This window comes from Silanimonas sp. (assembly GCF_027531545.1).
In the GTDB taxonomy this organism is placed as follows: Bacteria; Pseudomonadota; Gammaproteobacteria; order Xanthomonadales; family Xanthomonadaceae; genus Silanimonas.
In genome coordinates, this window is sequence record NZ_JAPZSC010000001.1 from 198,446 (window position 1) to 222,411 (window position 23,966).

Annotated in this window: 19 protein-coding genes; 10 read left to right on the plus strand and 9 right to left on the minus strand. The window is 69.0% G+C overall.

Features of this window, described 5'->3' with window-relative positions; translation table 11 throughout:
• Window positions 1-10 precede the first annotated feature (10 nt).
• A complete protein-coding gene (locus tag O9280_RS00850; RefSeq protein ID WP_298337635.1) occupies window positions 11-850 on the plus strand; it encodes an outer membrane protein assembly factor BamD in 840 nt (279 codons plus the stop codon).
• 64 nt (window positions 851-914) lie between these two features.
• Here the strand turns inward: O9280_RS00850 and O9280_RS00855 are convergent, their stop codons facing one another.
• The 4 genes from O9280_RS00855 to sucC all read right to left on the minus strand — a co-directional run bounded on the left by O9280_RS00855 (window position 915) and on the right by sucC (window position 6,653).
• Window positions 915-2,549 carry an NAD+ synthase gene (locus O9280_RS00855; RefSeq protein ID WP_298337638.1) on the minus strand — a complete coding sequence of 545 codons (1,635 nt, stop codon included), beginning with the start codon at window positions 2,547-2,549 and terminating at the stop codon, window positions 915-917.
• Entirely contained in the window at window positions 2,549-4,504 is a 1,956-nt protein-coding gene (locus tag O9280_RS00860; protein ID WP_298337641.1) for an acyltransferase family protein, read from the minus strand. Before O9280_RS00860 ends, O9280_RS00855 begins: the two co-directional genes overlap by 1 nt.
• Before the next feature lie 90 nt (window positions 4,505-4,594).
• On the minus strand, window positions 4,595-5,470 hold the full coding sequence (sucD, locus tag O9280_RS00865) for a succinate--CoA ligase subunit alpha (protein ID WP_298337644.1): 876 nt from the start codon (window positions 5,468-5,470) through the stop codon (window positions 4,595-4,597).
• Window positions 5,471-5,492: 22 nt separating this feature from the next.
• The gene (gene sucC / locus O9280_RS00870) at window positions 5,493-6,653 is read right to left on the minus strand and encodes an ADP-forming succinate--CoA ligase subunit beta (RefSeq protein WP_298337647.1); all 1,161 of its coding nucleotides are present in this window, start codon (window positions 6,651-6,653) and stop codon (window positions 5,493-5,495) included.
• A gap of 169 nt (window positions 6,654-6,822) precedes the next feature.
• Here sucC and O9280_RS00875 point away from each other — a divergent pair, with 169 nt between their 5' ends.
• The 3 genes from O9280_RS00875 to O9280_RS00885 are packed head-to-tail and all read left to right on the plus strand — an operon-like array spanning window position 6,823 to window position 10,582.
• On the plus strand, window positions 6,823-8,457 hold the full coding sequence (locus tag O9280_RS00875; RefSeq protein WP_298337650.1) for a HAMP domain-containing sensor histidine kinase: 1,635 nt from the start codon (window positions 6,823-6,825) through the stop codon (window positions 8,455-8,457).
• Window positions 8,454-9,875 carry a sigma-54 dependent transcriptional regulator gene (locus O9280_RS00880; RefSeq protein WP_298337653.1) on the plus strand — a complete coding sequence of 474 codons (1,422 nt, stop codon included), beginning with the start codon at window positions 8,454-8,456 and terminating at the stop codon, window positions 9,873-9,875. The genes O9280_RS00875 and O9280_RS00880 overlap by 4 nt, the downstream gene beginning before the upstream one ends.
• A gap of 8 nt (window positions 9,876-9,883) precedes the next feature.
• Window positions 9,884-10,582, plus strand: coding sequence for a hypothetical protein (locus O9280_RS00885; RefSeq protein ID WP_298337656.1), 699 nt, complete (start codon window positions 9,884-9,886; stop codon window positions 10,580-10,582).
• On the opposite strand, the gene O9280_RS00890 is transcribed toward O9280_RS00885, so the two are convergent.
• On the minus strand, window positions 10,539-13,580 hold the full coding sequence (locus O9280_RS00890; protein ID WP_298337659.1) for a fused MFS/spermidine synthase: 3,042 nt from the start codon (window positions 13,578-13,580) through the stop codon (window positions 10,539-10,541). The two genes, O9280_RS00885 and O9280_RS00890, sit on opposite strands and share 44 nt — an antisense overlap.
• Window positions 13,581-13,705: 125 nt before the next feature.
• Between O9280_RS00890 and O9280_RS00895 the strand changes: the two genes are divergently transcribed.
• The 6 genes from O9280_RS00895 (at window position 13,706) to O9280_RS00920 (ending at window position 20,722) form a co-directional block, all read left to right on the plus strand.
• Entirely contained in the window at window positions 13,706-14,137 is a 432-nt protein-coding gene (locus O9280_RS00895; protein WP_298337662.1) for a pilin, read from the plus strand.
• A gap of 214 nt (window positions 14,138-14,351) precedes the next feature.
• Entirely contained in the window at window positions 14,352-14,777 is a 426-nt protein-coding gene (locus O9280_RS00900; protein ID WP_298337664.1) for a pilin, read from the plus strand.
• A 54-nt stretch (window positions 14,778-14,831) separates the two neighbouring features.
• A complete protein-coding gene (locus tag O9280_RS00905; RefSeq protein ID WP_298337667.1) occupies window positions 14,832-16,715 on the plus strand; it encodes a hypothetical protein in 1,884 nt (627 codons plus the stop codon).
• Window positions 16,712-18,658, plus strand: a complete 1,947-nt coding sequence (locus O9280_RS00910; RefSeq protein ID WP_298337669.1) for a hypothetical protein — start codon at window positions 16,712-16,714, stop codon at window positions 18,656-18,658. Before O9280_RS00905 ends, O9280_RS00910 begins: the two co-directional genes overlap by 4 nt.
• 1 nt (window position 18,659) lies before the next feature.
• Window positions 18,660-19,778, plus strand: coding sequence for a group 1 glycosyl transferase (locus O9280_RS00915; RefSeq protein WP_298337672.1), 1,119 nt, complete (start codon window positions 18,660-18,662; stop codon window positions 19,776-19,778).
• Entirely contained in the window at window positions 19,775-20,722 is a 948-nt protein-coding gene (locus tag O9280_RS00920; protein ID WP_298337675.1) for an NAD-dependent epimerase/dehydratase family protein, read from the plus strand. Before O9280_RS00915 ends, O9280_RS00920 begins: the two co-directional genes overlap by 4 nt.
• Here the strand turns inward: O9280_RS00920 and O9280_RS00925 are convergent.
• The 4 genes from O9280_RS00925 to O9280_RS00940 are packed head-to-tail and all read right to left on the minus strand — an operon-like array spanning window position 20,680 to window position 23,928.
• Complete coding sequence (locus O9280_RS00925) at window positions 20,680-21,567, minus strand: hypothetical protein (protein ID WP_298337678.1); 888 nt, start codon at window positions 21,565-21,567, stop codon at window positions 20,680-20,682. The two genes, O9280_RS00920 and O9280_RS00925, sit on opposite strands and share 43 nt — an antisense overlap.
• Window positions 21,564-22,316: a class I SAM-dependent methyltransferase gene (locus O9280_RS00930; RefSeq protein ID WP_298337680.1), complete on the minus strand. Its 753-nt coding sequence runs from the start codon at window positions 22,314-22,316 to the stop codon at window positions 21,564-21,566. The genes O9280_RS00925 and O9280_RS00930 overlap by 4 nt, the downstream gene beginning before the upstream one ends.
• The gene (locus tag O9280_RS00935) at window positions 22,313-23,062 is read right to left on the minus strand and encodes a class I SAM-dependent methyltransferase (protein WP_298337683.1); all 750 of its coding nucleotides are present in this window, start codon (window positions 23,060-23,062) and stop codon (window positions 22,313-22,315) included. The genes O9280_RS00930 and O9280_RS00935 overlap by 4 nt, the downstream gene beginning before the upstream one ends.
• Window positions 23,062-23,928: a glycosyltransferase family 2 protein gene (locus O9280_RS00940; protein WP_298337686.1), complete on the minus strand. Its 867-nt coding sequence runs from the start codon at window positions 23,926-23,928 to the stop codon at window positions 23,062-23,064. Before O9280_RS00940 ends, O9280_RS00935 begins: the two co-directional genes overlap by 1 nt.
• Between the last annotated feature and the right edge of the window lie 38 nt (window positions 23,929-23,966).

Genomic DNA, 23,966 nt, shown 5'->3' on the forward strand with positions numbered 1-23,966 from the left:
CGTGCCGTCCATGCCGTCCACGCGCGTCCTGACCCGCCTCGCCCTCCTGTCGCTGCTGGCCCTGGGCACCACCGGTTGCCAGACCATGAAGGGCTGGTTCGGCGGTGGCGAACCGGACACCGAGACCCTCCCGGTCGAGGCCCTGTATGCCGAAGCCCGCGAATCGCGTGAAGGCGGCAACTATTCGCGCGCCGAGCTTTACCTGACCCGCCTGACCGGCCGCTTCCCCTTCGGCCCCTACACCGAGCAGGCCCAGCTCGACTTGGCCTACGCGCAGTACAAGCAGGGCAAGCACGAGGACGCCACCTCGACGCTGGACCGCTTCGTCCGCACCTACCCGACGCACCCGGCCATCGACTATGCGTACTACCTGCGCGCGCTGAACGGCTTCGATCGCGACAGCTCCTTCCTGCAGCGGATCGCCCGCGCCGACATGTCGGCCCGCGACCTCACCCGCGTGCAAGCCAGCTTCGAGGCCTTCGCCGAGCTGCTGCGCCGCTACCCGAGCAGCCGCTACGCCGCCGATTCGCGGCAGCGCATGGTCTACCTGAAGAACTTCCTGGCCCGCCACGAAGCGACCACCGGCCTGTACTACCACCGCCGCGGCGCCTACGTGTCGGCCATCAATCGCGCGAAGTACCTGCTGGAAACCTACCCGCAGAGCGAGTTCGAGGCCGACGGCATCGCCCTGCTGGCCTCCAGCCATGCCGCACTCGGCCAGGACGACCTCGCCGCCGACGCCCGCCGCGTGCTGGAGAAGAACTACCCCGAGCACCCCTACCTCAGCGGCGACTGGCCGGAGCGCGGCGGCCTCTGGGGTCAGCTGAATCCGTTCGCCGCGGGCCGCTGACGGCTCGCGGGCCTCAATCGGTACCGACGAAGACCGCCTCCGGGCGGTCTTCGCGTTTCCGGCCTCAGCTTCGCCAGCCGTTGGTGATCGGGTAGCGGCGCTCGCGGCCGAACGCGCGCCGCGAGAGCTTCGGCCCCGGCGCGGCCTGGCGGCGCTTCCACTCGCTGATGCGGACCAGGCGCAGCACCTGATCGACGGACTCGATCGGAAAGCCCCGGGCCAGCAGGGCCTCACGGCCCTCGCGGCCTTCGATGTGCGCTTCGAGGATGGCGTCGAGCAACGCGTAGGGCGGCAGCGAATCCTGGTCGGTCTGGTTCTCGCGCAGCTCGGCCGACGGCGGCCGGGTGATCACCGTCTCCGGGATGGCCGGCGGCGAGCCCGCCGGCTGCCGCGCGTTGCGCCAGCGCGCCAGCGCGAACACCTCCATCTTGTAGAGGTCCTTGATCGGCGCGTAGCCGCCGCACATGTCGCCGTAGATGGTGGCGTAGCCGACCGCGTACTCGCTCTTGTTGCCGGTGGTCAGCAGCAGGCCACCCTTCTTGTTGGCCAAAGCCATCATCAGCGCGCCGCGGCAGCGCGACTGCAGGTTCTCCTCGGTCACGTCGGGCGCGAGGCCGTCGAACAGCGGCCCGAGGGCCGTGAGGAATCCCTCGAACGGTGCTTCGATCGCGACGGTCTCCAGCCGCACGCCCAGTGCCGCGGCCTGCTCGGCGGCGAGGTCGTTCGACAGGTCGGAGGTGTAGCGCGAGGGCAGGCGCACGGCGGTGACGTTCGCCGCGCCCAGCGCGTCGACCGCCATCGCCAGCACCAGCCCGGAGTCGATGCCGCCCGAGAGCCCGAGCCACGCCGTCTTGAAACCGTTCTTGCCGCAGTAGTCGCGCAGGCCACGAACGGCGGCGCGGTAGGCCAGCGACTCGCGCGACTCGTCGTCTTCCGCCGGCCAATGCACGGGCGCGAAGCGGCCGCTCGCGGCGTCGAAATCCGTGACCAGCCACTGGTCCTCGAAGGCGCGCGCGGCCGGATGCAGGCGGCCATCGGCGTCGGCCAGCACCGAGGCGCCGTCGAACACCAGTTCATCCTGCCCGCCCACGAGGTTGAGGTAGGCGATGGCCGTGCGCGCTTCGGCCGTGCGCGTCGCCAGAAGGGCGTCGCGGTCGGCCAGCTTGTCGCGCTCGAAGGGCGAGGCGTTCGGCACCACCACCAATCGAGCGCCGGCGGCCACCGTCGCGGCGATCGGCTCCGGGTGCCAGAGGTCTTCGCAGACGATCACGCCCACCGGCACGCCGGCCACCTCGACCACGCAGTCCTCGTGGCCCGGGGCGAAATGCCGGCGCTCGTCGAACACGGCGTAGTTCGGCAGTTTCCGTTTGCGATAGGTCGCTTCGACGCGCCCGTCGCGCAGCACGCTGGCCGCGTTGAACACCACACCGCCCACGGCCTCGGGCCAACCGACCACCGCCGTGATGCCGCCGCTGCAGGCCTCGGCCACGCGCTGCAGCTGCGCGGCGCACTCGGCGAGGAAGCCGGGGCGCTCCAGCAGGTCTTCCGGCGGGTAGCCGGAGAGCGTCAGCTCGGGGAACACGACGAGGTCGGCGCGATGCGTGTCGCGCGCTTCGGCGATCCACGCGATCACGCGGTCGGCATTGGCGGCGACGGCACCGACGGGGCAGTCGAACTGGGCGAGGGCGAGGCGCAGCATCACTGCGAGGACTCCAATGCCTCTTGAATGTCGAGGAGTTGCTCAAGCTCCGGGGCGAGTGTGAGCGCGAATGGCGGGTTGAGATGCTGCGAGTCACGGAACGCGAGTTGGCCGCGGTTCCATGCAGAGCAAACGCCTTCGGGACAGGGAAGAGCCGAAAGGTCCACGAAGCGCGTATCTGGAACGGCCTCGACTGCTGCACGAAGCGCTCCGTTCACTCCGCGCCACTCTGCATCGACGAGGGTGACCGAACACTCAGGCGAATCGACGGCGTCAGGAGCCTCATGGTGGTGTCGCATCAGACATTGGAGGCCGTCGAAGGGCAGCATTGGCGTTGGGCCCAGCAAAATGACCTCCCGCCCCTCGCCTGCGATGGAGCGGAGAAAGTCTTCGGTGCCGCTGCGCCATTGTTCCGCGTCGAAGGGGTAGTCGCCCGCCGAGCCGACCAGAACGAGGTTTGGGTCGAAATCGCGAATGAACTCGGCTACCGACGCGCGCCATTGGGAACACTCGGTGAACTCCCTTCCGATCCGCGCGTAGTAGAAGGGGCGGTCCACCATCGGGCAGGCGGACTTCGTCACGATGATGAGATTCCAACCTCGCGCCGCGAAGATCTGACGAAACGCAGGGAAGAACTGCAGACCGATGCTGTCGCCAGTAACGATCACCGTCGGAGCCCCCGCCGTCTGGGGTGGGACGAAACACGGGCGGAGCTCGGACGACCGGTACCAGTCATCGCAGCCATAGTGGTTGTACTCGGGCGCGACGGCCAAGGCCTGGATCGGATGTAGAGCCGCATGTCCACCCTCCTCGGGCTGAACGGTCACGCGCGAGATCCAAAGAGCAAGCAACGCCAATGCGATCGAGCCCATCGCGCCAGCGAGAACCACGCGACTAGGCCGATCAGCGCTGCGCTTCCGGATTGGGCGCTCAAGCCAGTGGTACATGCCAACGGCGGCTGCAAACGAGCCGAGCACGGCGAGCGCACGCACCAAGAGGTTGTCGGGCGCAAGCAGCGCCGCGAAGATCAGCGCGGGCCAATGCCAGAGGTACCAGCCGTAAGAGACGCGACCGACAGCGACGGGCCAGCGCGAACCCAAAGCACTGGTGACGCGGCCAACACCGCCCGCTCCGGCAACCAGCAGCAACGCTGCGCCGAAAGCCGGAAGTGCCGCGAGCAACATGAGGTTGCCGGAGGATTTGTCGAATCCAACCGCCGCGGAAACGACGAGGATCAACCCGAGGACGCCGAACCAGCGGCCTGACCCGGAGGGGCGGCGGGTATCGACCCAGAGAAAGGCGCACGCGCCGAGCATCAGCTGCCAGGCGCGGGCATCCGGCAGGAAGTAGGCGGACAGCGGGTCGATGTGGGCACGCCAGACACCCCAGGCGAAGGCCAAGACGGTCGCCAGCGGGACGAAGCGGCGGAGTCCTGACGCCCCCCGAGCCAAACGCCACGCCGCGAGCAGAAGGATCGGCCAGAGCAAGTAGAACTGCTCTTCGACGCTGAGCGACCACGCATGGAGGAAAAGGCCGGACTCCCGCGTCTCGCCGAAGTAGCTGGTGTCCGACCAGACTTGATGGATGTTCGCCATCCATGCCGCGGCCCACGAGGCTTCCTTCGCATGCCGGGCCAACTCCGCGGGACTGAGAAGGATCGCAGCGAGCGCAAGCGTCGTCGCCATCACGATCGCAAACGCGGGCAGCAGGCGCCTTACGCGACGCTCATAGAAGCGGGCGGCATCGAACCTGCCCGTTGTGCGGAACTCGTCGACGAGGAGGCCGGTGATCAGGAACCCCGAGATCACGAAAAAGACATCGACGCCGAAGAACCCGCCGCCAAAGCCAGGTACGCCCGCATGCGCGAGGACAACCAACATGACGGCGAGCGCCCGCAGCCCGTCAATATCCGCCCGGTACGTCATCGACGCACGCGGCGCCATCGTTGTCTCCATGCCGCGAGTCTACGTCAACGAAAACACGAAGGCCGCCCCTGCGGGCGGCCTCCGGTACTCACGAACCCCGGCGCTTCCGCGCCGCGGCCCTTACTTCTTCAGCAGCTTGGCGATGGCCGCACCGAGATCGCCCGGCGACTTCACGGTGACGACGCCGGCCTTCTCGAGCGCGGCGAACTTGCCTTCCGCCGTTCCCTGGCCGCCCGAAGCGATGGCGCCAGCGTGGCCCATGCGCTTGCCCGGAGGGGCCGAGGATCCAGCGATGAAGCCGACGACCGGCTTGGTCACGTACTCGCTGATGAACTCGGCCGCTTCTTCTTCCGCCGAACCACCGATCTCGCCGACCATGATGATGCCTTCGGTCTGCGGGTCGTCCTGGAACAGCTGCAGGGCGTCGATGAAGTTGGTGCCGTTGATCGGGTCGCCGCCGATGCCGATGCAGGTCGACTGGCCGAGGCCGGCGTCGGTGGTCTGCTTCACGGCTTCATAGGTCAGCGTGCCCGAGCGCGACACGATGCCGATCTTGCCCGGCATGTGGATGTGGCCCGGCATGATGCCGATCTTGCATTCGCCGGGCGTGATCACGCCGGGGCAGTTCGGGCCGATCAGCACGACGTCGTCGCACTGCGCCAGCACGTGCTTGACGCGCAGCATGTCGAGCACCGGGATGCCTTCGGTGATGCAGACGATCAGGCGGATGCCGGCGGCGGCCGCTTCGAGGATGGCGTCGGCCGCGAACGGCGGCGGCACGTAGATGACCGAGGCGTCGGCGCCGGTCTCATCGACCGCGTCCTGCACCGTGTTGAAGACCGGCAGGCCGATGTGCGTGGTGCCGCCCTTGCCGGGCGTGACGCCGCCGACGACCTTGGTGCCGTAGTCGAGCATCTGCTCGGCGTGGAAAGTGCCCTGCTGGCCGGTGAAGCCCTGCACGATCACCTTGGTGTTCTTGTTGACGAGAACGCTCATGTTCGATTCCTTGGTGTCGTGATCAGGCAGCGGCGGCGACGGCTTTCTTCGCGCCGTCGTTGATGTCGTCGGCCGGCTGGATCGCGAGGCCCGAGTTCTTCAGCAGTTCCTTGCCCTTCTCGACGTTGGTGCCTTCGAGACGCACGATCACCGGCACCTTGACGTCCACTTCCTTGACCGCGGCGATGATGCCTTCCGCGATCATGTCGCAGCGGACGATGCCGCCGAAGATGTTGACGAAGATCGCCTTGACCTTGTCCGAGCTCAGGATGAGCTTGAAGGCCTCGGTTACGCGCTCCTTGGTGGCGCCGCCGCCGACGTCGAGGAAGTTGGCCGGCGAACCGCCGTTCAACTGGATGACGTCCATCGTGGCCATCGCGAGGCCCGCGCCGTTGACGAGACAGCCGATGTTGCCGTCCATCGTCACGTAGTTGAGGTTGTACTTGACGGCCAGCACCTCGGCCTCGTCTTCCTGCGCGATGTCGCGCATGGCCGTGGTCTTCGGCTGGCGGAAGTCGGCGTTGTCGTCGGAGTTCACCTTGCCGTCGAGCGCGATCAGGTCGCCGTGCGTGTTGATGGCGAGCGGGTTCAGCTCAATGATCGACAAGTCGTACTTGTTGAACAGGGTGAACAGGCCAAGCATGATCTTGGTGAGCTGGCCGCACTGCTTGGCGTTCAAGCCCATCGCGAAGCCGACCTGGCGGCACTGGTAGGGCTGCAGGCCTTCCACGAAATTCACGTGCACCGAGTGGATCAGTTCCGGCGTCTCGGCCGCGACCTTCTCGATTTCCACGCCGCCTTCAGCGGAGCAGATGAAGGTGATCGACTGCGTCGCGCGGTCCACGAGGGCCGAGATGTACAGCTCTTTCGCGATGTCCGAAGCCTCGGTCACCAGCACCACGTCGATCGGCAGCGCGCGGCCACCCGACTGGTAGGTTTCCATCTTGCGGCCCAGCAAGCCTGCAGCGGCTTCCTTCACGGCATCGAGGCTCTTGCAGAGCTTCACGCCACCGGCCTTGCCGCGGCCACCCGCGTGGATCTGCGCCTTGACCACCCAGAAGTCGCCCCCGAGCGCCTTGGCGGCCTCGACGGCTTCATCGGCGGTGCGGGCGATCTGGCCGGCGGGAACGGGAATGCCGACCTCGGCGAACAGCTCTTTGGCCTGGTACTCGTGGAAATTCATGGGACACCTGGGTCAGGGCGGCACGGTGCCGCGGGGATGAGGGCCATCGGGGTGGCGATTCGGGATGCGCCCGCCGACGGGGCGCGTATTGTCGTCGCTCGGGGCGGGGAAGGCAAAACGCGGCGCCCGCACCGGCCCGCCGGCCGCGCCGGGCCGCTACAGTGCGCCCATGCCCTTCGTCCGCTCGACCAGCCAACTGCCCCAAGGTGGCGTGCAGCAGCGCGAGCTGTTCGGCTTCGCCCTGTATCGCGTGCTGGAGGCTGTGCTGCTGGCCACGCTGGCCTGGACCCCGGGGCACCTCGGGCTGCTGAGCGCCGTCGACGGCCCACTGCTGCGCGGGGCCGCCACGCTGTACCTGCTGCTCTCGCTGGGCCTGCTCTGGGCCAGCCGCCGCGAGGGCGCGAACCTGCCCATCCAGGGCGGCTGGGGCCTGGCCCTCGACATCATCATTGCCGCGACCGCGCTTTCCGCCCAACAGGGCCTCGACGCAGCGATCGGCCTGCTGCTGCTCTTCAACATCACCATCGGCAGCCTGATCGTCGGCTTCCGGCTGGCGATGGCGCTGGCCCTGCTGGCCGCGGGTGCCGTGTTCGGCGAGTTCGCCATCAGCACCCTGGCCGCCCGCGACGACCGACCGCTGGTGGAACCGGCGATGTTCGCCGTCTGCTACCTCGCCGGCGCGGCTTTCTCGCAGTTCCTGCGCCGCGAGCTCGCCCGCACCGAGGCGCTGGCCGACGAGCGCGGCAGCGAAGTGGCCCAGCTGGCGGAATTGAACGAACTGGTGATCCGCCGCATGCGCACCGGCGTGCTGGTGGTCGACGGCCAGCACCGCATCCGCCTGTTCAACGAGGCCGCCTGGGCCCTGCTCGGCGCGAAGGGCGAAGCACAGCGCCTCGCCGACCTGCATCCCCCGCTCGACGCCCTGCTGCGGCGTTGGCGCAGCACGGGCGAGGTGCAGCCGCGCAGCCTGCGGGTGGGCGAGGACGGCCCCGAACTGCTGCCGCGCTTCGCCGCCACCGGCGTCCGCGATGAGCTGTACCTCTGCTTCCTCGACGATGCGCGCCATTACAGCGGCCGCGCCGAGGAGCTCACCCTCGCCACGCTGGGCCGGCTCGGCGCCAGCATCGCCCACGAGATCCGCAACCCGCTCTCGGCCATCCTCCACGCCGCGCAGCTGCTGGACGAATCCCCCGGCATGCCCGAGGCCGACCGCCAACTACTGGAAATCATCCAGGGCCAGTGCCAGCGCATGGATGGCATCGTCGACAGCGTGCTCGGGCTCGCCCGCCGCGAGAGCGCGCAGGCCGAAGTGGTGGACCTGCCCCGTCTCCTGCAGCGCTTCGTTGGCGAGTACCGCACCATGCATCCGCTGGGTGCCGACCAGCTCGACGAGCGCAGCAGCGGGCCCTTGAGCGCCATGGTCGACCCGCGCCATCTGCTGCAGGTGCTCACCGTGCTGGTCGACAACGCCCGCGCGTACGGCCGCCTGCCCGGCCAGCCGGCCCGGGTGCTGCTGCGTGCCCAGCCCGCCAGCGGCGATTCGGCCGAACCCGGCGCCGTCGATCTCGACGTGGTCGACCATGGCCCCGGCATTCCGCCCGCCGTGGCCGCCCGGCTGTTCGAGCCTTTCTATACGACCAGCGAGCACGGCACCGGCCTCGGCCTCTACATCGCCCGCCAGCTCTGTGAAGCCAACCAGGGCGGCCTGCGCTTCGTGGCGGTGCCGGGCGGCGGCGCCTGTTTCCGCATCCGGCTGCCGGGCCGTTACGCTAGCGAGCGACCAGGACGCCCCGGGACCCCATGATTTCGCGCAGCGCCCTCATCGTCGACGACGAACGCGACATCCGCGAGCTGGTGGCGCTCACCCTCGGGCGCATGGGCCTGCGCGTGGAAACCGCGGGTGATCTGGCCCAGGCACGCGACCAGCTGCAGGCGCACGATTTCGACTTCTGCCTCACCGACATGCGCCTGCCCGACGGCAACGGCACGCAGTTGATCGAACACATCGCCGCACGTCACCCGAACACGCCGGTGGCCATGATGACGGCCTACGGCAATGTCGAGGCCGCCGTGGCCGCGCTGAAGGCCGGCGCCTTCGATTTCGTCACCAAACCGGTCGATCTGGCCGTGCTGCGCCAGCTCGTCACCCACGCGCTGAACCTCGGCGTGCAGCGCCGCGCCGCGGCGCAGGCCCACACGCCGCGCCTGATCGGCGATTCCCCGGCCATGCGCCAGCTGCGCGAGACCGCCGTCAAGGTGGCGCGCAGCCAAGCCCCGGTCTTCATCTGCGGCGAGTCCGGTACCGGCAAGGAACTGGTGGCGCGCCTCGTTCACGCCCAGAGCCCGCGCAAGGATGGCCCCTTCGTGCCGGTGAACTGCGGCGCCATCCCCGCGGAGCTGATGGAGAGCGAGCTGTTCGGGCACCGGAAGGGCAGCTTCACCGGCGCCCACGCCGACAAGGACGGCCTGTTCCAGACCGCGCAGGGCGGCACGCTGTTCCTCGACGAGATCGCCGAGCTGCCCCTGCACATGCAGGTGAAGCTGCTGCGCGTCATCCAGGAAAAGGCCGTGCGCCCGGTCGGCGCGCCAAGCGAGGTGCCGGTCGACGTGCGCATCCTCTCGGCCACCCACAAGGACCTGGCGAAACTGGTCGACGACGGCCGCTTCCGCCACGACCTGTTCTACCGCATCAACGTGATCGCCCTGCCCGTGCCGCCGCTGCGCGAGCGCCGCGAGGACATCCCGGCCATCGCCGAGGCCGTGCTGGCCCGCATCGCCCGCGAGCAAGGCCTTGCGCTCGACCTCGCCGACGACGCCCGCGCCGCCCTGGCCGCCTACCCCTTTCCCGGCAACGTGCGGGAACTCGAAAACGTGCTGGAGCGCGCCGTGGCCCTCGCCGACGGCCCGAGCCTCCGCGCCGCCGACCTCGGCCTGCCGGCGCCGGGCGCTCATGGCAACGCCGCCGCCGTGCCGACCGGCCGTGCCTTGCCGTCAGACACCGACAGCCCCGAGCCCCCCGATGCGCCCTTGCCGGCCACCGCCGAAGCCCTGGCCCACGCCCGGGCCGAAGGCGCCCTGCCCGACGCGCTGGCCCAGATCGAGCGCGAGACGCTGATCGCCGCGCTGGACGCGCACCGCTGGCACCGCACCAAGACTGCTGAAGCCCTGGGCATCACCTTCCGGGCGCTGCGCTACAAGCTGAAGAAGTACGGGATTGAATAGGAGTCCGCATGATCCGTGAAGGCGCCGCGCGGGCCGCGGCCGTGCACCTTGCCCTCAGCGCCCTCCTCGTGGGCACCTTCCTCGCCCTGGTGATCAGCGTGTGGTACCCGCCCCCGCTGCTGCAGGGTGCGGGCGGCATGCGGCTGGTGCTGATCGTGGCGGCCGTCGACCTGGTGGCCGGGCCGCTCATCACCCTGCTCGTCTACAAGCGCGGCAAGCCGGGCATGGCCTTCGACCTCACGGTGATCGCCCTGCTCCAGGCCTCCGCCCTCGCCTACGGCCTGCACACCACGTGGGTCAGCCGGCCGGCCTACCTCGTGCTCAGCCCGTACCGGGCCACCCTGGTGGCCGCGAACGAGGTGTACCCCGCCAACGCGGCCGCGAGCGCCCCGGCCTGGGGCGCGCAGCCCATGCTGGCCGTGGCGCCCGACGACATCGAAGCCCGGCAGGCCCTGCTGTTCGAGGTGGTCGACGGCAAGCCCGACGTGGAGTACCGGCCGGCGTACTTCCAGCCGCTGTCGGGGGCGGCGCTGGCCGAGGTGCACGCCACCGCCGAGCCGGTGGCGGCCGAGGCGCTGCGCGCCGCCGGCCTGCCCGAAGGCGCGCCCGGCGACGTGCGCCGCCTGCCCCTGATCACCCGCGAGCAGGAGCTGGAAGTGTGGTTCAGCCAGCGGGAAGCGCGGGTGCTGGCGATCCGGCGGCCGTGAACGCGCAGGCCATCTCGCCGTCGGCGTAGGCCATCAGGAAACCGCGCAGGTCGCCCAGCGCCGCAGCCCCCACTCGGGGGCCGTGGGCTGCTTCCAGCTCGGCCACCGCCTCACTACGGCCCTCGGCCAGCGCCGCCACCATGGCGAGCACCAGCACCTGCTCGCGTGCCCCAGGATGCAGGCCCGCGAAGTCCTCGCTGCCCAACAGGGCCTGGGCCTCACGGCCCAGCGCCGGCCAGTCGCGGGCCGCCGCCGCTGCCAGCACGGCGCGCTGGGCGGCCACGCCGGGCAGCGCCAGCCGGCCGGGCTCGATCCACGCAGCCTCCGCCCACAGCGGGCCGATGCGCTCGGCCGCCAGGATGCCGACCGAATGCTCGGCAATCGCGGCGAGCATGCGCGAGGTCTCGCGGGCGTCGCCGGGCCCCTGCGGCGCGGTGCGCAGATAGGCGAACATCGGTGGCATCACGCCCTCCTCCTGGGCGAAGGCGCCGGTGCCGCGGCCCGCCATCGCCTCGGCGAGGGCCTCGGCGCGCCAGAGATCGCGGACCGCCACCGACATGTCGGTGGGCAGCACGCCGGCCGCTTGGGCCGGCGGGCGCCGACACTCCAGCGCATCCAGAACGGGCAGGCCCGACCACACCAGCCGCTGCAGGATCATCGAGCTCGCATTGCGGAAACGCGTCTCCGGTCCTCGCAGCGACACCGTGGGGTAGAAGTCGGAGTGCGGCGGCGCGTCGTACAGGCGCACGAGAGTCCGCAGCACCGAGGGGCCGCCGATTCGGCGGATCGCGAGGTCGGCCGGCGAGCCCAGCCCCACGCGGCGAAGCTCCGAGGCCAGCGGCTCGGTGGCCCACGGCTCCTGCAGATAGCCCGCCCCCGGCGTCTTGCGGGCGAGGATCAGCAGGTCGGCGGTGTTGGTCACGTAGAGCTCCGACTGTGGGAAGACCTCCAACAGAGCCGACACCATCGTGGCCACCATCGGGTCGTCGATCTCGTAGCTCTGGATCCACTGCACGAGCTGGCCGTCGTCCTCGAGGTGACCGTGCAGGAAGCGGTAGAACTCCTCGGTGAACAGGCTGGCCACGCCGCTCACCCACGGGTTCGAGGGCTCGGAGATGATCACGTCGTAGCGGCGCCCGCCGGAAGCGAAGAAGGTGCGGGCGTCGTCGAAGTGCACCTTCGAGCGCGGGTCGAGGTAGGCGCGGTCCACCCGCTCGGCGAAGAACTTCGCCCCCTCCCACATGGCGTGCTCGATCTCGATGTTGTCGACCACCTTCGGCGCAGAGCTACCCAGCATGGTGTGGGTGGTCAGGCCCGAGCCCCAGCCGATGATGGCCACCCGCTCCGGCGCCGGGTGCGTGGCCAGCGGCAGGGCTGCGGCCATCAGCATGGTGATCTCGTCCATCGTCGGGGCTTGGTCGGAGGGCGTCAGCGACGCGTCCGGCTTGCCGTTGGTGGAGATCATCTTCGTTGAGCCGTCCACCGTGACGCCGATCGTGGCGGTGGAACCGTCGCGCAGGAAAGGCACCGTGGTCGATTCGGGAACGCTGACGTTGCCGGTGCGGAACACCCCGGCCATCTGCTCGCGCGGGTCAAGCTGGCCGAACTGCACGCTGGCCGCGAAGAAGGCCAGCGTGGCCACGGCGGCCACGGCCACCCGCGGCATCCACACCCCCGGGCTCACGGCACGCAGCAGGTACAGGCCGATGAGGGCGTCGACCAGCGCGGCCATCGTCACCGTCAGGCGGATGCCGATGATCGGGATGAGCACGTGCACCGCCAGCATCACGCCCACGATGGCGCCCAGGGTATTGGCGGCGTACACCCGGCCGATGGCCGCCTCGCCGCTGCCCTTGCGCAGCAGAGCCGAGGTGAAGAGTGGCAGGGTCATGCCGGCGAAGAACGCCGCCGGAAACATGATGAGCATGGCGATGCCAGCCGTGGCCAGCGTGTAGAGCGTGTAGCCCTCTTCGGTGCGGGCCAGCGCGCGCATCGTCCAGCCCACCCACTCGAAGCTGGACGAAAGCAAGGGCACCGACACCAGCGCGGCGATGCCCATCAGCACCTGCACGAAGCCGGCGTACTGCACCACGTCCTTCACCGCCTTGGCGCGCTTGCGCACCCACAGGCCACCGAAAGCCAAGCCGGCGATGAAGGTGGCCAGCATCAGCTCGAAGCTGTGCAGGGTGGTGCCCAAGGCCTGGTTGAGCAGGCGCACCCAGCCGATCTCGTAGACGAACGAAGCCGCGCTGGACAGGAAGGTGGCGCCCAGCAGGACGCGGTAAAGCTGAGCCAGCTCCGGATTGGCTTGACCATCCACCTCGGTGGTGACGGCCGGCGCCGGCAGCGGTGGCAGGGTGTCTTCGCGCAGGCCGCGGGCCAAGGCCCCGGCCAGCACCGCCACCAGCAGGTTCAGGCCGCCGGCCAGCGCCATGGCCCCCGGCATGCCGATGCTCGGCAGCAGCAGGAAGGTGGCGGCCAGCACGCCCAAGGCCGCGCCGATGCTGTTGGTGAAATACAGCCCGCCCAGCACCTCGCCGTCCTCGCCCAGCCGGGCGCGCAGCAGACCGGCGCTCATCAGCGGAAAGGTGGCGCCCAAGAGCACCGTCTGCGGCGCGATGAGCGCGGCGGCCGAGCCCCATTGCCACAACCAAGCGAGACCCAGTCCGCCAAAAAACGGAAGTGCCGACTCCTGAGACACGCCGGTGTAGGCGAGGAAGAGCGGATGGAACACCAGCCCCATCACACCAATCACGCCCTCGATCACCGCGTAGCCGAGGATCAGGCGCTTCAGCCGGTGCGCATAGCGGCTCACCAGCCAGGCACCCAGCGCCATGCCGCCCATGAACATGGCCAGCACCAGGGTCTGCGCATAGGCCGCGTGGCCCAGCGTCAGCCCGAGGTAGTGCGACCAGATGGATTGGTAGATCAGGCCGGCGAAGCCCGAGAGCACGAACAGCCCGAGAAGGGCGGGAGAGAACCACCGGCGGTCCAGCATGGGTACAAGTCCAAGTCGTCAGTCCAGAGGCCGCAGGGTAGCCCATCTCACGTCGCTCCTTGCGCGAGTACCCGCTTCGGCATCAATCTTGCTTGACGCCGATCGGCCTTTCGGATCGCCCCACCATGCCCACGCGCAGCGCCGGCTTCACCCTCATCGAGTTGATGATCGTCGTGGCGATCGTCGCCATCCTTGCCGCCATCGCCCTCCCGGCCTACCAGGACTACACGATCCGGTCGCAAGCCGCGGAAGGGCTGTCACTGTCCTCGGGGGCACGAGCGGCTGTCTGGGAGTTCGTGGCCAACTACGGGCGCCTTCCCTCGTCGAACGCCTCGGCGGGTCTGCCGTCCGAGGCCAGCATCAACGGGCAGTACGTCACGCAGGTCAAGGTGGTCCCCGTGGGCGTCGAAATCACCTACGGCGGCAAGGCCAACGTGCTGCTACAGGGCAAGACGGTGGTTGTCGAGCCGAGCTTCGTGGCGGGCGAGGGCTCGGTCCGCTGGAGCTGCACCGGTGGCGACCTGCAGCCCCGCTATCGCGCCACCATCTGCCGCTGAAGGGCAGAAAGTGCCGTTGCGCTGACCGTCGGCCCCACAGCTCGGCCTGCACTGAGCAGCCTGTCACAGCGGTTGACCCGGTGTGACCTCGCGAGGCTGGCACGGCACGTGCTTTAATCTTTAGGCCGGAAACAGGCCTGTGGCCGTGGAAGGCTAGCCCCATCCACACGCGCCCTCCGGCGCATCATCCACCTCTGCAACAAGGATCACCGTCATGACGCAGCAGAAAGGCTTCACCCTCATCGAACTGATGATCGTCGTCGCGATCATCGCCATCCTCGCCGCCATCGCCCTGCCGGCCTACCAGGACTACACCATCCGCGGCCAGGTCTCGGAAGGCCTCAGCCTCACCTCGGGCGCCCGCACCGCGGTCGCCGAGTTTTACTCCAACCGCGGCACCTTCCCCAACACCAACGCCTCGGCCGGCCTCGCGACGGCAGCCAGCATCGCCGGCCAGTACGTGACCGGTGTCACCACCAAGGCCGGCAAGATCACCGCCACCTTCGGCGGCAAGGCCAACACCCAGATCGGCACCAAGACGCTGATCCTGTCGGCCACGGACAATGGCGGCTCGGTGGCTTGGACCTGCATCCCGGCCAGCACCGTGGAAGACAAGTTCCTGCCGACCTCCTGCCGCTAAGCGTAGGCGCCGGGCTGCGGGCCCCGCCGCACGGCACCTCGCATGCGTCATTGGATGTCAGCAAAGGCCGCCCTCTGGGCGGCCTTTGTTTTTCTGCCCCTGCTGGTCGGGGCCGCACTCTGGCCGGGCCTCAGCGGCGATTTCCTGTTCGACGACTACGCCAACCTGCCGGCCTTGGGCGCCTTCGGCCCCTTCGACGGGTGGCAACCGCTGCTGCTCTACCTGACGAGCGGAATCGCCGATCCGCTGGGCCGGCCGCTCGCCATGGCGAGCTTCCTGATCGATGCGCAGGGCTGGCCGGCCGCGCCCGGCCCGTTCCTGCGCACCAATGTGGTCATCCACGGCCTGAACGCCGTGCTGGTGGCGCTGCTGGGGGCGCGCCTGCTGCGCGCCGAGGCCGGCCCCCTGCGCTGGGCGCCATTCGTGGCGGCCGCCCTCTGGGCCCTGCACCCCATGCAGGGCACTACCGCGCTCTACATCGTGCAGCGCCACGCCCTGCTGGCCGCCACCTTTACGCTGCTGGGCCTGTTGGCCTTCATTGCCCTGTGGCGGGCCGCGCCCGAGCGGCGCCTCACTTTTGCCGCGCTGTACCTGATGGCCGGCGCCGCCGCGGTGGCCTGCAAGCTCAACGGCCTGCTGCTGCCCGTGCTGGCCCTCGCCCTGCTACCCCTGCTGCGGCGCGATAGCCCGCCACACGGTGGGCCTGGCCGCTGGGTGGTGGCGCTGGCGGCGGGGCCAGCCATCGGCCTGGGGCTGCTGCTGGCCCTGCAGGTGCCCGGCGCCATGGCCGGCGCCGAGCAGTTCCGCGACTTCAGCCTGGCCGGACGCCTGCTGGCGCAGCCCGGCATCCTCGTGGGCTATCTGGCCGACCTGATCACCATCGCCCCGCACTCGGGCGACCTCATGTTCAACCCGCCCGCGGTGCCCGACGGCCTGGCCGACCCGCGCTTCTGGGCACCTGCTGGCCTGCTCGGAGGCGCTCTCCTCGCAGCCCTGGCCCTCGGCCACCGGGCACCGGTGCTGGCCAGCGCGAGCCTGTTCTACCTGGGCGGGCACCTGATCGAAGCCGGCCCGGTGAACCTCGAGCTGGCCTTCGCCCACCGCAACTACCTGCCCAGCGCCCTGCTCTTCCTGCCGGTGGCGGTCGGCCTGGCCCGGCTGCCGGTGGCCGCCGCGCTACGCGCAGCCATCGGCATCGGTGCAGTCGCCGTCGTGGCCCTGGTGCTTCATGGCGAAGCCCAGCTATGGGGCCAGCCGCGCCTGCTGGCCGAGGTGTGGGCCCAACGCAGCCCGGCCTCGGAGCGGGCGCAGGTGAACGCCGCCACCTGGGACCTCTGGTACGAAGACCCAGCGCGCGGGCTCGCTCGGCTCGCTTCGTGGCGAGAAAGCATGGCTAGCAGCACGCAACTCGCCCTGACCCTGCTCGACTTGGAGTGCGCGATGGGCGCGGTATCCACCGAGGTGCGCGCGGCCGTTCCGCAAGCCATGGGCGCCGACAAGCGCGGTTTGGAGATCAGCCTCAGCGCCATCGATCGTCACGACCAGCGCTATGAACACTGCAGCGAGAGCGCGCCGACTTCGGCAGCGATGCTGGAGGCCGCCGCAGCCAACCCCCATTGGCGAAGGGAAGCAACGCGCCGCGACCTCGCCTTCAGCGAAGCGGCGTGGCACGCCAATCAGGGGCGCATACCCGAGGCCACGGCAGCACTCGTCTCCCTTCCCGCCCCCCTACCCTGCGGCCCGGTGCTGCGCGGCGCCGCCCTGTTGGCCCAGCACGGCGGCAAGGCCGAGGCCCTCGCGTGGCTGGACGACCGATTCCCGGGCTGCGAGGCCGCTGACGCCCCGGCAGGCATGCCGCGCCTGCACCGCTGGCTGCGCCATCGCCTGGGCGTGGACGCTCGCGAGCGCGATGCGCTCGAGGCGATGATCCGCGGATGACTGCCACCGCTCCGCACACTGCCCCTAGCAGCTCGCCCGCCGCCCTGCTCGCCATCGCCCTGCTGGTGGTGGCCGCCGTCTTCGCTGCAGGCGCGCGCGGTAGCTTCCTGTTCGATGACTTCTCCAACCTGGTCGACAACCCGGCCCTGGGCGCGCTCACGCGGGCGACGCTGGGCGCGCAGTGGCAGGACGTGTTGTTCTCGTCGCGGGCGAGCGAGCTCGCCCGGCCTCTGGCCATGGCCAGCTTCATGCTCGACCGCCTGCTGTTCGACTGGCATCCGCTGGGCTGGAAGCTGCACAGCCTGCTTTGGCACCTGATGAACACTGTGCTGGTTGCCTTGCTGGCGCGCCGCTGGCTGGCGCTGGCCCTGCCCGGACGCGAGCACACCACCGCCGCCGTGCTGCTGGCCCTGGCCTGGGCCACCCTGCCGCTGCAGGTCTCGAGCGTGCTCTACGTGGTGCAGCGGATGGAGCTGATGGCCGCCACCGCCGTGCTGCTGGCCTTGCTGGCCTATCACCGTGGACGGGGCCAATTGGGCGCCGGTGACTCTCGCGGCTGGGCCTGGCTGGTCGGCGCGGGGGGCATCGCGCTGGTGGGCGTGGGCGCGAAGGAAAGTGCGGCCCTGTTCTTCGCTTACGTGCTGGTGGCCGAAGCCACGCTCTACCGCTTCGTCACCGCGAATCCGCGCGATGCCCGCTGGCTGCGCGGCATGGCCATCGCCGGCGCAGTAGGCGCCTTGGCACTCGCCATTGGGCTGGCTCCGGCCTACTTCAGCAACGAGGCGTACGCCGTCCGCGACTACGGCGCGGCCGAACGCCTGCTCAGCCAGCCCGGTGCCCTGTGGCATTACGTGGGCTGGGTGCTGCTGCCGCGCGAGTCGACGATGGTCTTCTACTACGACGACTGGCCGGTGGCGCAGGCCCTCGCCCACCCGACGGGTGCGGTGCTGCCGCTGCTGGCCGGCCTGGTGGCCGTCTCTGCGGCGCTGGCTTTTCGCCGCCGCCAACCCGGGCTGGCCGCGGGCGTGCTGTTCTTCCTCGCCGGGCACCTGATCACCAGCAGCTACCTGCCGCTGGAGCCCGTGTTCGAGCACCGCAACTACCTGCCGGCCTTCGGCCTGCTGTTCGCTGCCGCCGCGCTGCTGCGGCAGACGCCGCCCGCAGCAGCCCGCGTCCTGCCGTGGGCCCTGGGCGTCTGGCTGGTGCTCTCCGCCGGGCAGGCCCTGCTGCGCGCCGGGCATTGGGGCTCTCCCGTGCGCCTGGCCGAGCTCCATGCCGAGCGCGCGCCCGGCTCACCCCGCGCCTGCTACGACCGCGCCCTGCTCTACACCGTGGCCAGCGGGTTCGACCCCACCCACCCCGCCTTCGCCGCCGCCGACCGTGAGCTGGCCCGCTGCGCCGCCCTGCCGCGCACTAGCCTGCTGCCGGCCCAGGCCGGCGTGATCCTGCACTCGCGCGGTGGCACCGGGCAGGCGGGGACGTGGTGGCAGAAGCTCGAAGCCGGCGTGCGCGACCCGATGTTCCCGGCCTCGGCCACAGCGCTCACCACGCTTGCCCGTTGCAAACTGGAACAGACGTGCCCGCTGGACGACGCATCACTGCGCAGCGTGGCCGAACGCACGGCCACGCTGCGCTCGGCGCCCTCGGAGGTGCACCGCGCCATGGGCGACCTGCAATGGCGGGTGTTCGGCGATCTCGCTGCGGCGGAAGCCGCCTACCGGCGGGCCTTCGATGTCGCAGAGACGGACGATGCCGCGCCGAGCATGGCGCTGGCCGCCCTGCTCGCGAGCCGTTGCTCGCCCGAAGCGTCGGCATGGCTGAAGCAAACGGCGGCGCGCGACAAGCGAGGTGCACTCGACGGCGATCTCGCCGTGCTCGCCGAGGACCTGTCGCGATGTCCCGCAGTGCCCTCCGGGACACCCCTGCCATCGACGGCGGAATGACATGACGATGCGCGTGAGCTTTTGCGGCACGTCCTACCCGTCGGACTCGGCCGACTGGAAGGGCGTTTTCCTTCGCCACCTGCTGTTCGCACTGGCGCGGCGCGAGGGGCTCGATCTTGCCTGCTGGCTGCCGCCCGGCGAGATACCCTCGGGCGCGAAGCGCTTTGGCCAAACGGACGACGTCGACTTCCTGGGCGGCCTGCTTCGCTCCGGCGGCATCGCCCAAGTGCTCCGACGCCCACGCATGCGCACGCTGCGCGCGCCCCTCGAGCTGATGTATCGCCTGCGTCGGGCGTATCGATCGGAACCGCGCTTCGACCTGCACCACGTGAACTGGCTGCAGCACGCACTCGTCCTGCCAGACGACGGCGCGCCCGCCTTGGTTTCGGCCTTGGGGACGGACATGAGTCTCCTGTCGATCCCTGGCATGCCCATGATGCTGCGTCGCGCGTTCAAGCGACGCCGCGTCGTGCTCGCGCCCAATGCGCCTTGGATGGCCGAGCGGCTGCACCGCCTTTTCGGCGACGTATGCGAGGTCACACCGGTATCCTTTGGCATCGATCAGCGCTGGTTCGACATCGAACGATCCATCGCGGACGACACGCCCACCTGGCTGGTCGTCAGCCGGGTGACAAAAGGCAAGATCGGCGACCTGTTCGACTGGGCCGAGCCGCTTTTCAGCGATGGACGACGAAGGCTGGTGCTGATCGGCCCATTGCAGGATGAAGTCGCAATACCCGACTGGATCGACTATCGCGGAGCCGCGAGCGCTCACGACTTGGCCACGCGCTGGTTTCCAACGGCCACGGGCATCATCACGCTGAGCCGCCACCCGGAAGGGCGACCCCAACTCATGCTGGAAGCCGCGGCGAGCGGCCTTCCTGTCGTGGCCTCCGACCTGCGCGCGCATCTCGACTTCCGCGAAGAGGGATGCCCGCTCGACATCGTCGATACGCCACACCGATTCGCCGAAGCCGTGCCTCGGTTGGAAGACCCCGCCATCAATCTCGCGACGGGTGCTGCCATGAGAAGCTGGGCTTTGGCTTCCGCCGGTACGTGGGATGACTGCGCGGCCCGCTATGCTGCCTTGTACGACCACCTTGCCGGAGTCGGCCGATGAAGATCGCGATCCTCGGTGGTGCAGGCTTCATCGGTAGCCATCTCGCGAAGCGCTTCTCGGCATCGGGCGACGACGTGCGGATCGGCCTCGCACCTGATCGAAGACCACAAGCCCGCATCGAAGGCGGGTCGATCACCTTATCGACGCTGGACGACTACCACGCACTGGTCGACGGGACCGACCTTGTCATCCATGCCGCGGGGCGTTCCACGCCGGCCACCAGCCGCGCGAACCCGATGCTGGAAGTGGACGAGAACCTCCGGAGCACCCTCCTGCTCAGCCAAGCGCTCGTCGGGAGGACCGCGACGCGGCTCATCTACCTTTCCAGTGCGGGAACGGTTTACGGCGACGTGCCCGAGGGCGACGCCGAGGAAACCCGACTGCCGCGCCCACTGTCCAGCTATGGCGCCGGGAAGGTCGCGGCCGAAGCGTTCCTGCATGCGCTGTGGGCGTCACACGGCATCCGGGTGGGCATCCTGCGGGCCACCAACGTCTACGGTCCAGGACAGAAACCCAAAGCCGGCTTTGCCCTGATTCCATGGGCTATCGCCGCGCAGCGGGACGGCACGCCGTTCGAGGTGCGTGGCGGCGGCTTGTCGCGACGCGACTTCCTCTACATCGATGATTTCGGCGATGCAGTGGAACGCTTGGCCCGCCTGCCAGCGGCACCGGGCTTCGAGGTAATGAACGTCGGTAGTGGCGTCACGCATTCGGTGAACGACGTGCTGGACCTCGTCGAGCGACTGGGCGAAAAGCGCATCGCGCGTCGCCTGACGCCGGACATGCCCGGCGACGTGGCCCGCATCGCGGTGTCGATCCAACGTGCAAAGCGTGTGTTGGATTGGAAGCCAGAAACAACCCTTGGTCATGGCATCGAGGCCACGATGCGCTGGATGGACGCTCAGGCCGAAGGCGGCTCGTCTGCCTTCGATGTGCCCGGATAGCGCAGGAACGCGAGTCCAAGGCAGAGATCGGCGAGCATCATCGCGAGCCGCGCGGCAGCCGCCAAAGTGAGCAGCGATGCTGGGGCCAGGCCGTCTGACAAGGCCGCGAATGCACCTTCGCGCACGCCGAGGCCGGCCGGAGTGATCACCGCCAGGTAGCCCGCCAACCAAGCAAGCAAGTAGTGGCCTCCCTCACGCACGGCGCCGACGAAGTCGTCTTCAGGGGCAAGCGACCGCACGAGCGGGACAAGCGCCAAGGCCTGCAGGAGTGCCCCAAGGTGCAACAGCGCCGATGCGACGATGGCTGCACGGAAAGGCAGGCGCTGCCGAAATCCAGACCATTCGAAAGCAATGACCGCCGTTGCTCCGAACGAAAGGCCCACGGCAGCCACAGACCACGGCAAGCCACGATGCCCCGTCGTTGCCTCGATGGCCGCAGCGACGGCCACCAGCGCTGCCACGGCAGCAGCGAAGTGCACCATCAAGAGCGCGGCCCATCGGGATGGCGGTGCGAGATCGGATGCACGGGCGATCTGGAAGGCGAACCCCCAAACGCGACCGGGAAGGTACTTGAGGAGTTGCCCAACGAAGTACACATGCCCGAGAACGGGCAACGGCACGCGCGGAATGCCCATAGCCACCGCGAGCCGCGCATAGGCAAGGAACACCGCGAACCCGCCAGCGGCGAAACCCGATACCGCGACGGCAAACGGGCCGAAACCCATGCGGCGCGCTTGGTCGGGAATGTCATTGAGGCCCTCGGAAAACTGCCACACGAACGCGCCAAGGCACGCCACCGCGAGCAGCCCCCCTAGCCAACGCCATCGCGGCCCGAGGGTCTTCAAGTTGCCCGACGCTCGAGCACCCAGATGTAGCCCGGGAATATCGGACGGGCGAACCGGAACATCAGACGCGCCGCGAAGCGCTTCACCTTCCCGCGGAAGAGATACGCCGCCTCGAACGCTTCCGGGTCATCGAGGATCGGACCTGTGAAGTCGCGGACCGCGAAACCCGCCACGAGGCGGCGGAGCGCGCCATACCCAAGATGGCGCTCGTAGTAGCGATCGCCTTTGCCGGCGAGTCGCATGTAGCGATCAGCCAAACACGTTGGCAGCCACGACAGGAACGGCAAGCCGTGGTGCATCTCGACCACGGCCCAGCGGTTGGTCGCGGCGAAGTAGCAAACCCCACCCGGGCGCAGAACGCGATGAATCTCGCCGATGAGCCGTTCGACGTCGGGGACGTGTTCGTAGACTTGCGAACAAATGGCCGCGTCGAAGCTCTGGTCAGCGAACTCCAAGGCCATCGCGTCACCCGCCAAGAGCGTCACGTTCGCTGGCAGCCCACGCGAAACGGCCTTCGCGATGGCCGACGCATCGATGTCGACGCCAGTGACCGAGCCAACGGACGGGGCCAATGCCTCGTCGATCAACCCGGCCGAACATCCGACATTCAGAACGCGAGCATCCCGGAGCTTTTCGCCCATGCACCGCGAAAGCACGGCCACCATCGTGGCCGCCTTGCGATGGCGTTCGGAGACGTCATACATCTGCGGACGTCCGGCCGCGTAGTCGTGCTGGTATCCCCGGCTCATTCGGCAACGCCTCGACTGCCTTTGCGATAGACGATCATGTGCCCGCCCGCCAAGGGCAGCACATCGGGCAACAGCGTCGATAGCAAGGCGCAAAAAAGATTGACCACCGGAACGATGGGCAAAAGGACGACCGCCAGCGTTCGGCGAAGCAGACCAACCCCGTCGGGCGCGACGATGATGGACCCGATGGCGACACCAAACTGCACGGCAAGGCACTGAAAGCCCGGCGAAATGCGCCGGGTCGACTGGACCTCCCACCCGAAGCGATCCGCCAGGTGATGCAATCCATGGACCGTCATCCGCTGGAAATCACGCGGTGCATCGTGGACGGGGTAAAGGAAGGGAATGGAACACAGCACGAGGCCACCCGGCTTCAGGACGCGATCGACCTCGGAAAGAGCGACGTCGAAACGCTCCAAGTGTTCAACGACCTCGAGGAGAGCGACGGCGTCGAATGACAAATCGCCAAACGGCAGGGCAGCCGCATCACCGTAGACATCGGGACGCGCGCCGTACCAATCGCGGCCAACTTCGGGATGATCGAACGCCACGCAGTGCCATCCACTTGGCAAACGTTGGCCAAGCCAGCCATCACCGGCACCGATGTCAAGGAGGCGTCCCTCGCCAGACAGAATCTGCACTTCCGGGAAGTGTCTCCGGGGATCGCGATAAAGCCACTGCGGATGCAAGGGCGTGCTGCGCAACGCAGCGACGACCTGCTTCCAGCGCGCGCTACGACTCCTCACTACTCCCGCTCCTCCCGCGCCGCGAGATACGTCAACCCAGTGATCTGTTCACTGATCAATCCCATCAAGAAGACGATGACGCTGGCGCTGAACAGCAGGGCGCTCATGTTGGTGAAGCGCCCGGCGTCGTGGAAGGTCCAGCCATACCAACCGGCGCCGAGCAGGAAAAAAGCCACGGCGGTGGGCAGGAAGAGCTTCAGCGGCGAATACAGCGTGGCGATCTTGAAGATGATGAGCAGGAAGCGCACGCCGTCCTTGAGCGGACGGATATGGCTGGCCGTACCCACGCGCTGGTGCACCGGGATGGGCACGTAGGCCACCGGGTAGCCGCTGCGGAAGAAGGCCATGGTGATGGTGGTGGGGTAGCTGAAGCCGTTCGGCAGCAGGTGCAGGAACTCGCGGAATTTGGACGCTCGCACCGCGCGGAACCCCGAGGTGAGGTCGGCGATGGCGTGGCCTGTTACCCAGCTGGCCAGCCGGTTGTAGAAGGCGTTCGCCAGACCGCGGTGCCGGTTCGCCTGCCCCGAGGCATCGCGGGCGCCCACGGCCATGTCGTGGCCGTCCTCGATGCGGGCCAAGAGGGCCGGGATGTGGGCCGGATCGTGCTGGCCGTCGGCGTCCATGAACACGATCACCTCGCCGAGCGCGGCCCGGGCCCCCCGCTTGATGGCCGCCCCGTTGCCCATGCCATAGGGGGTGCGCAGAACCCGCGCGCCCAATCCCTCCGCGAGCGCAGGGGTACCGTCGGTGGACCCGTCGTCGACGACGATCAGTTCGGCTTCCGGAAAGCGCTCCCGAAGGACGGGCAACACCTTGGCCAGACCAACGGACTCGTTGCGGGCGGGCAGGACGATCGACAGGAGCATGGCGGGCCGTCAGGGAAACCGACCCAAGGTTAGCCGCT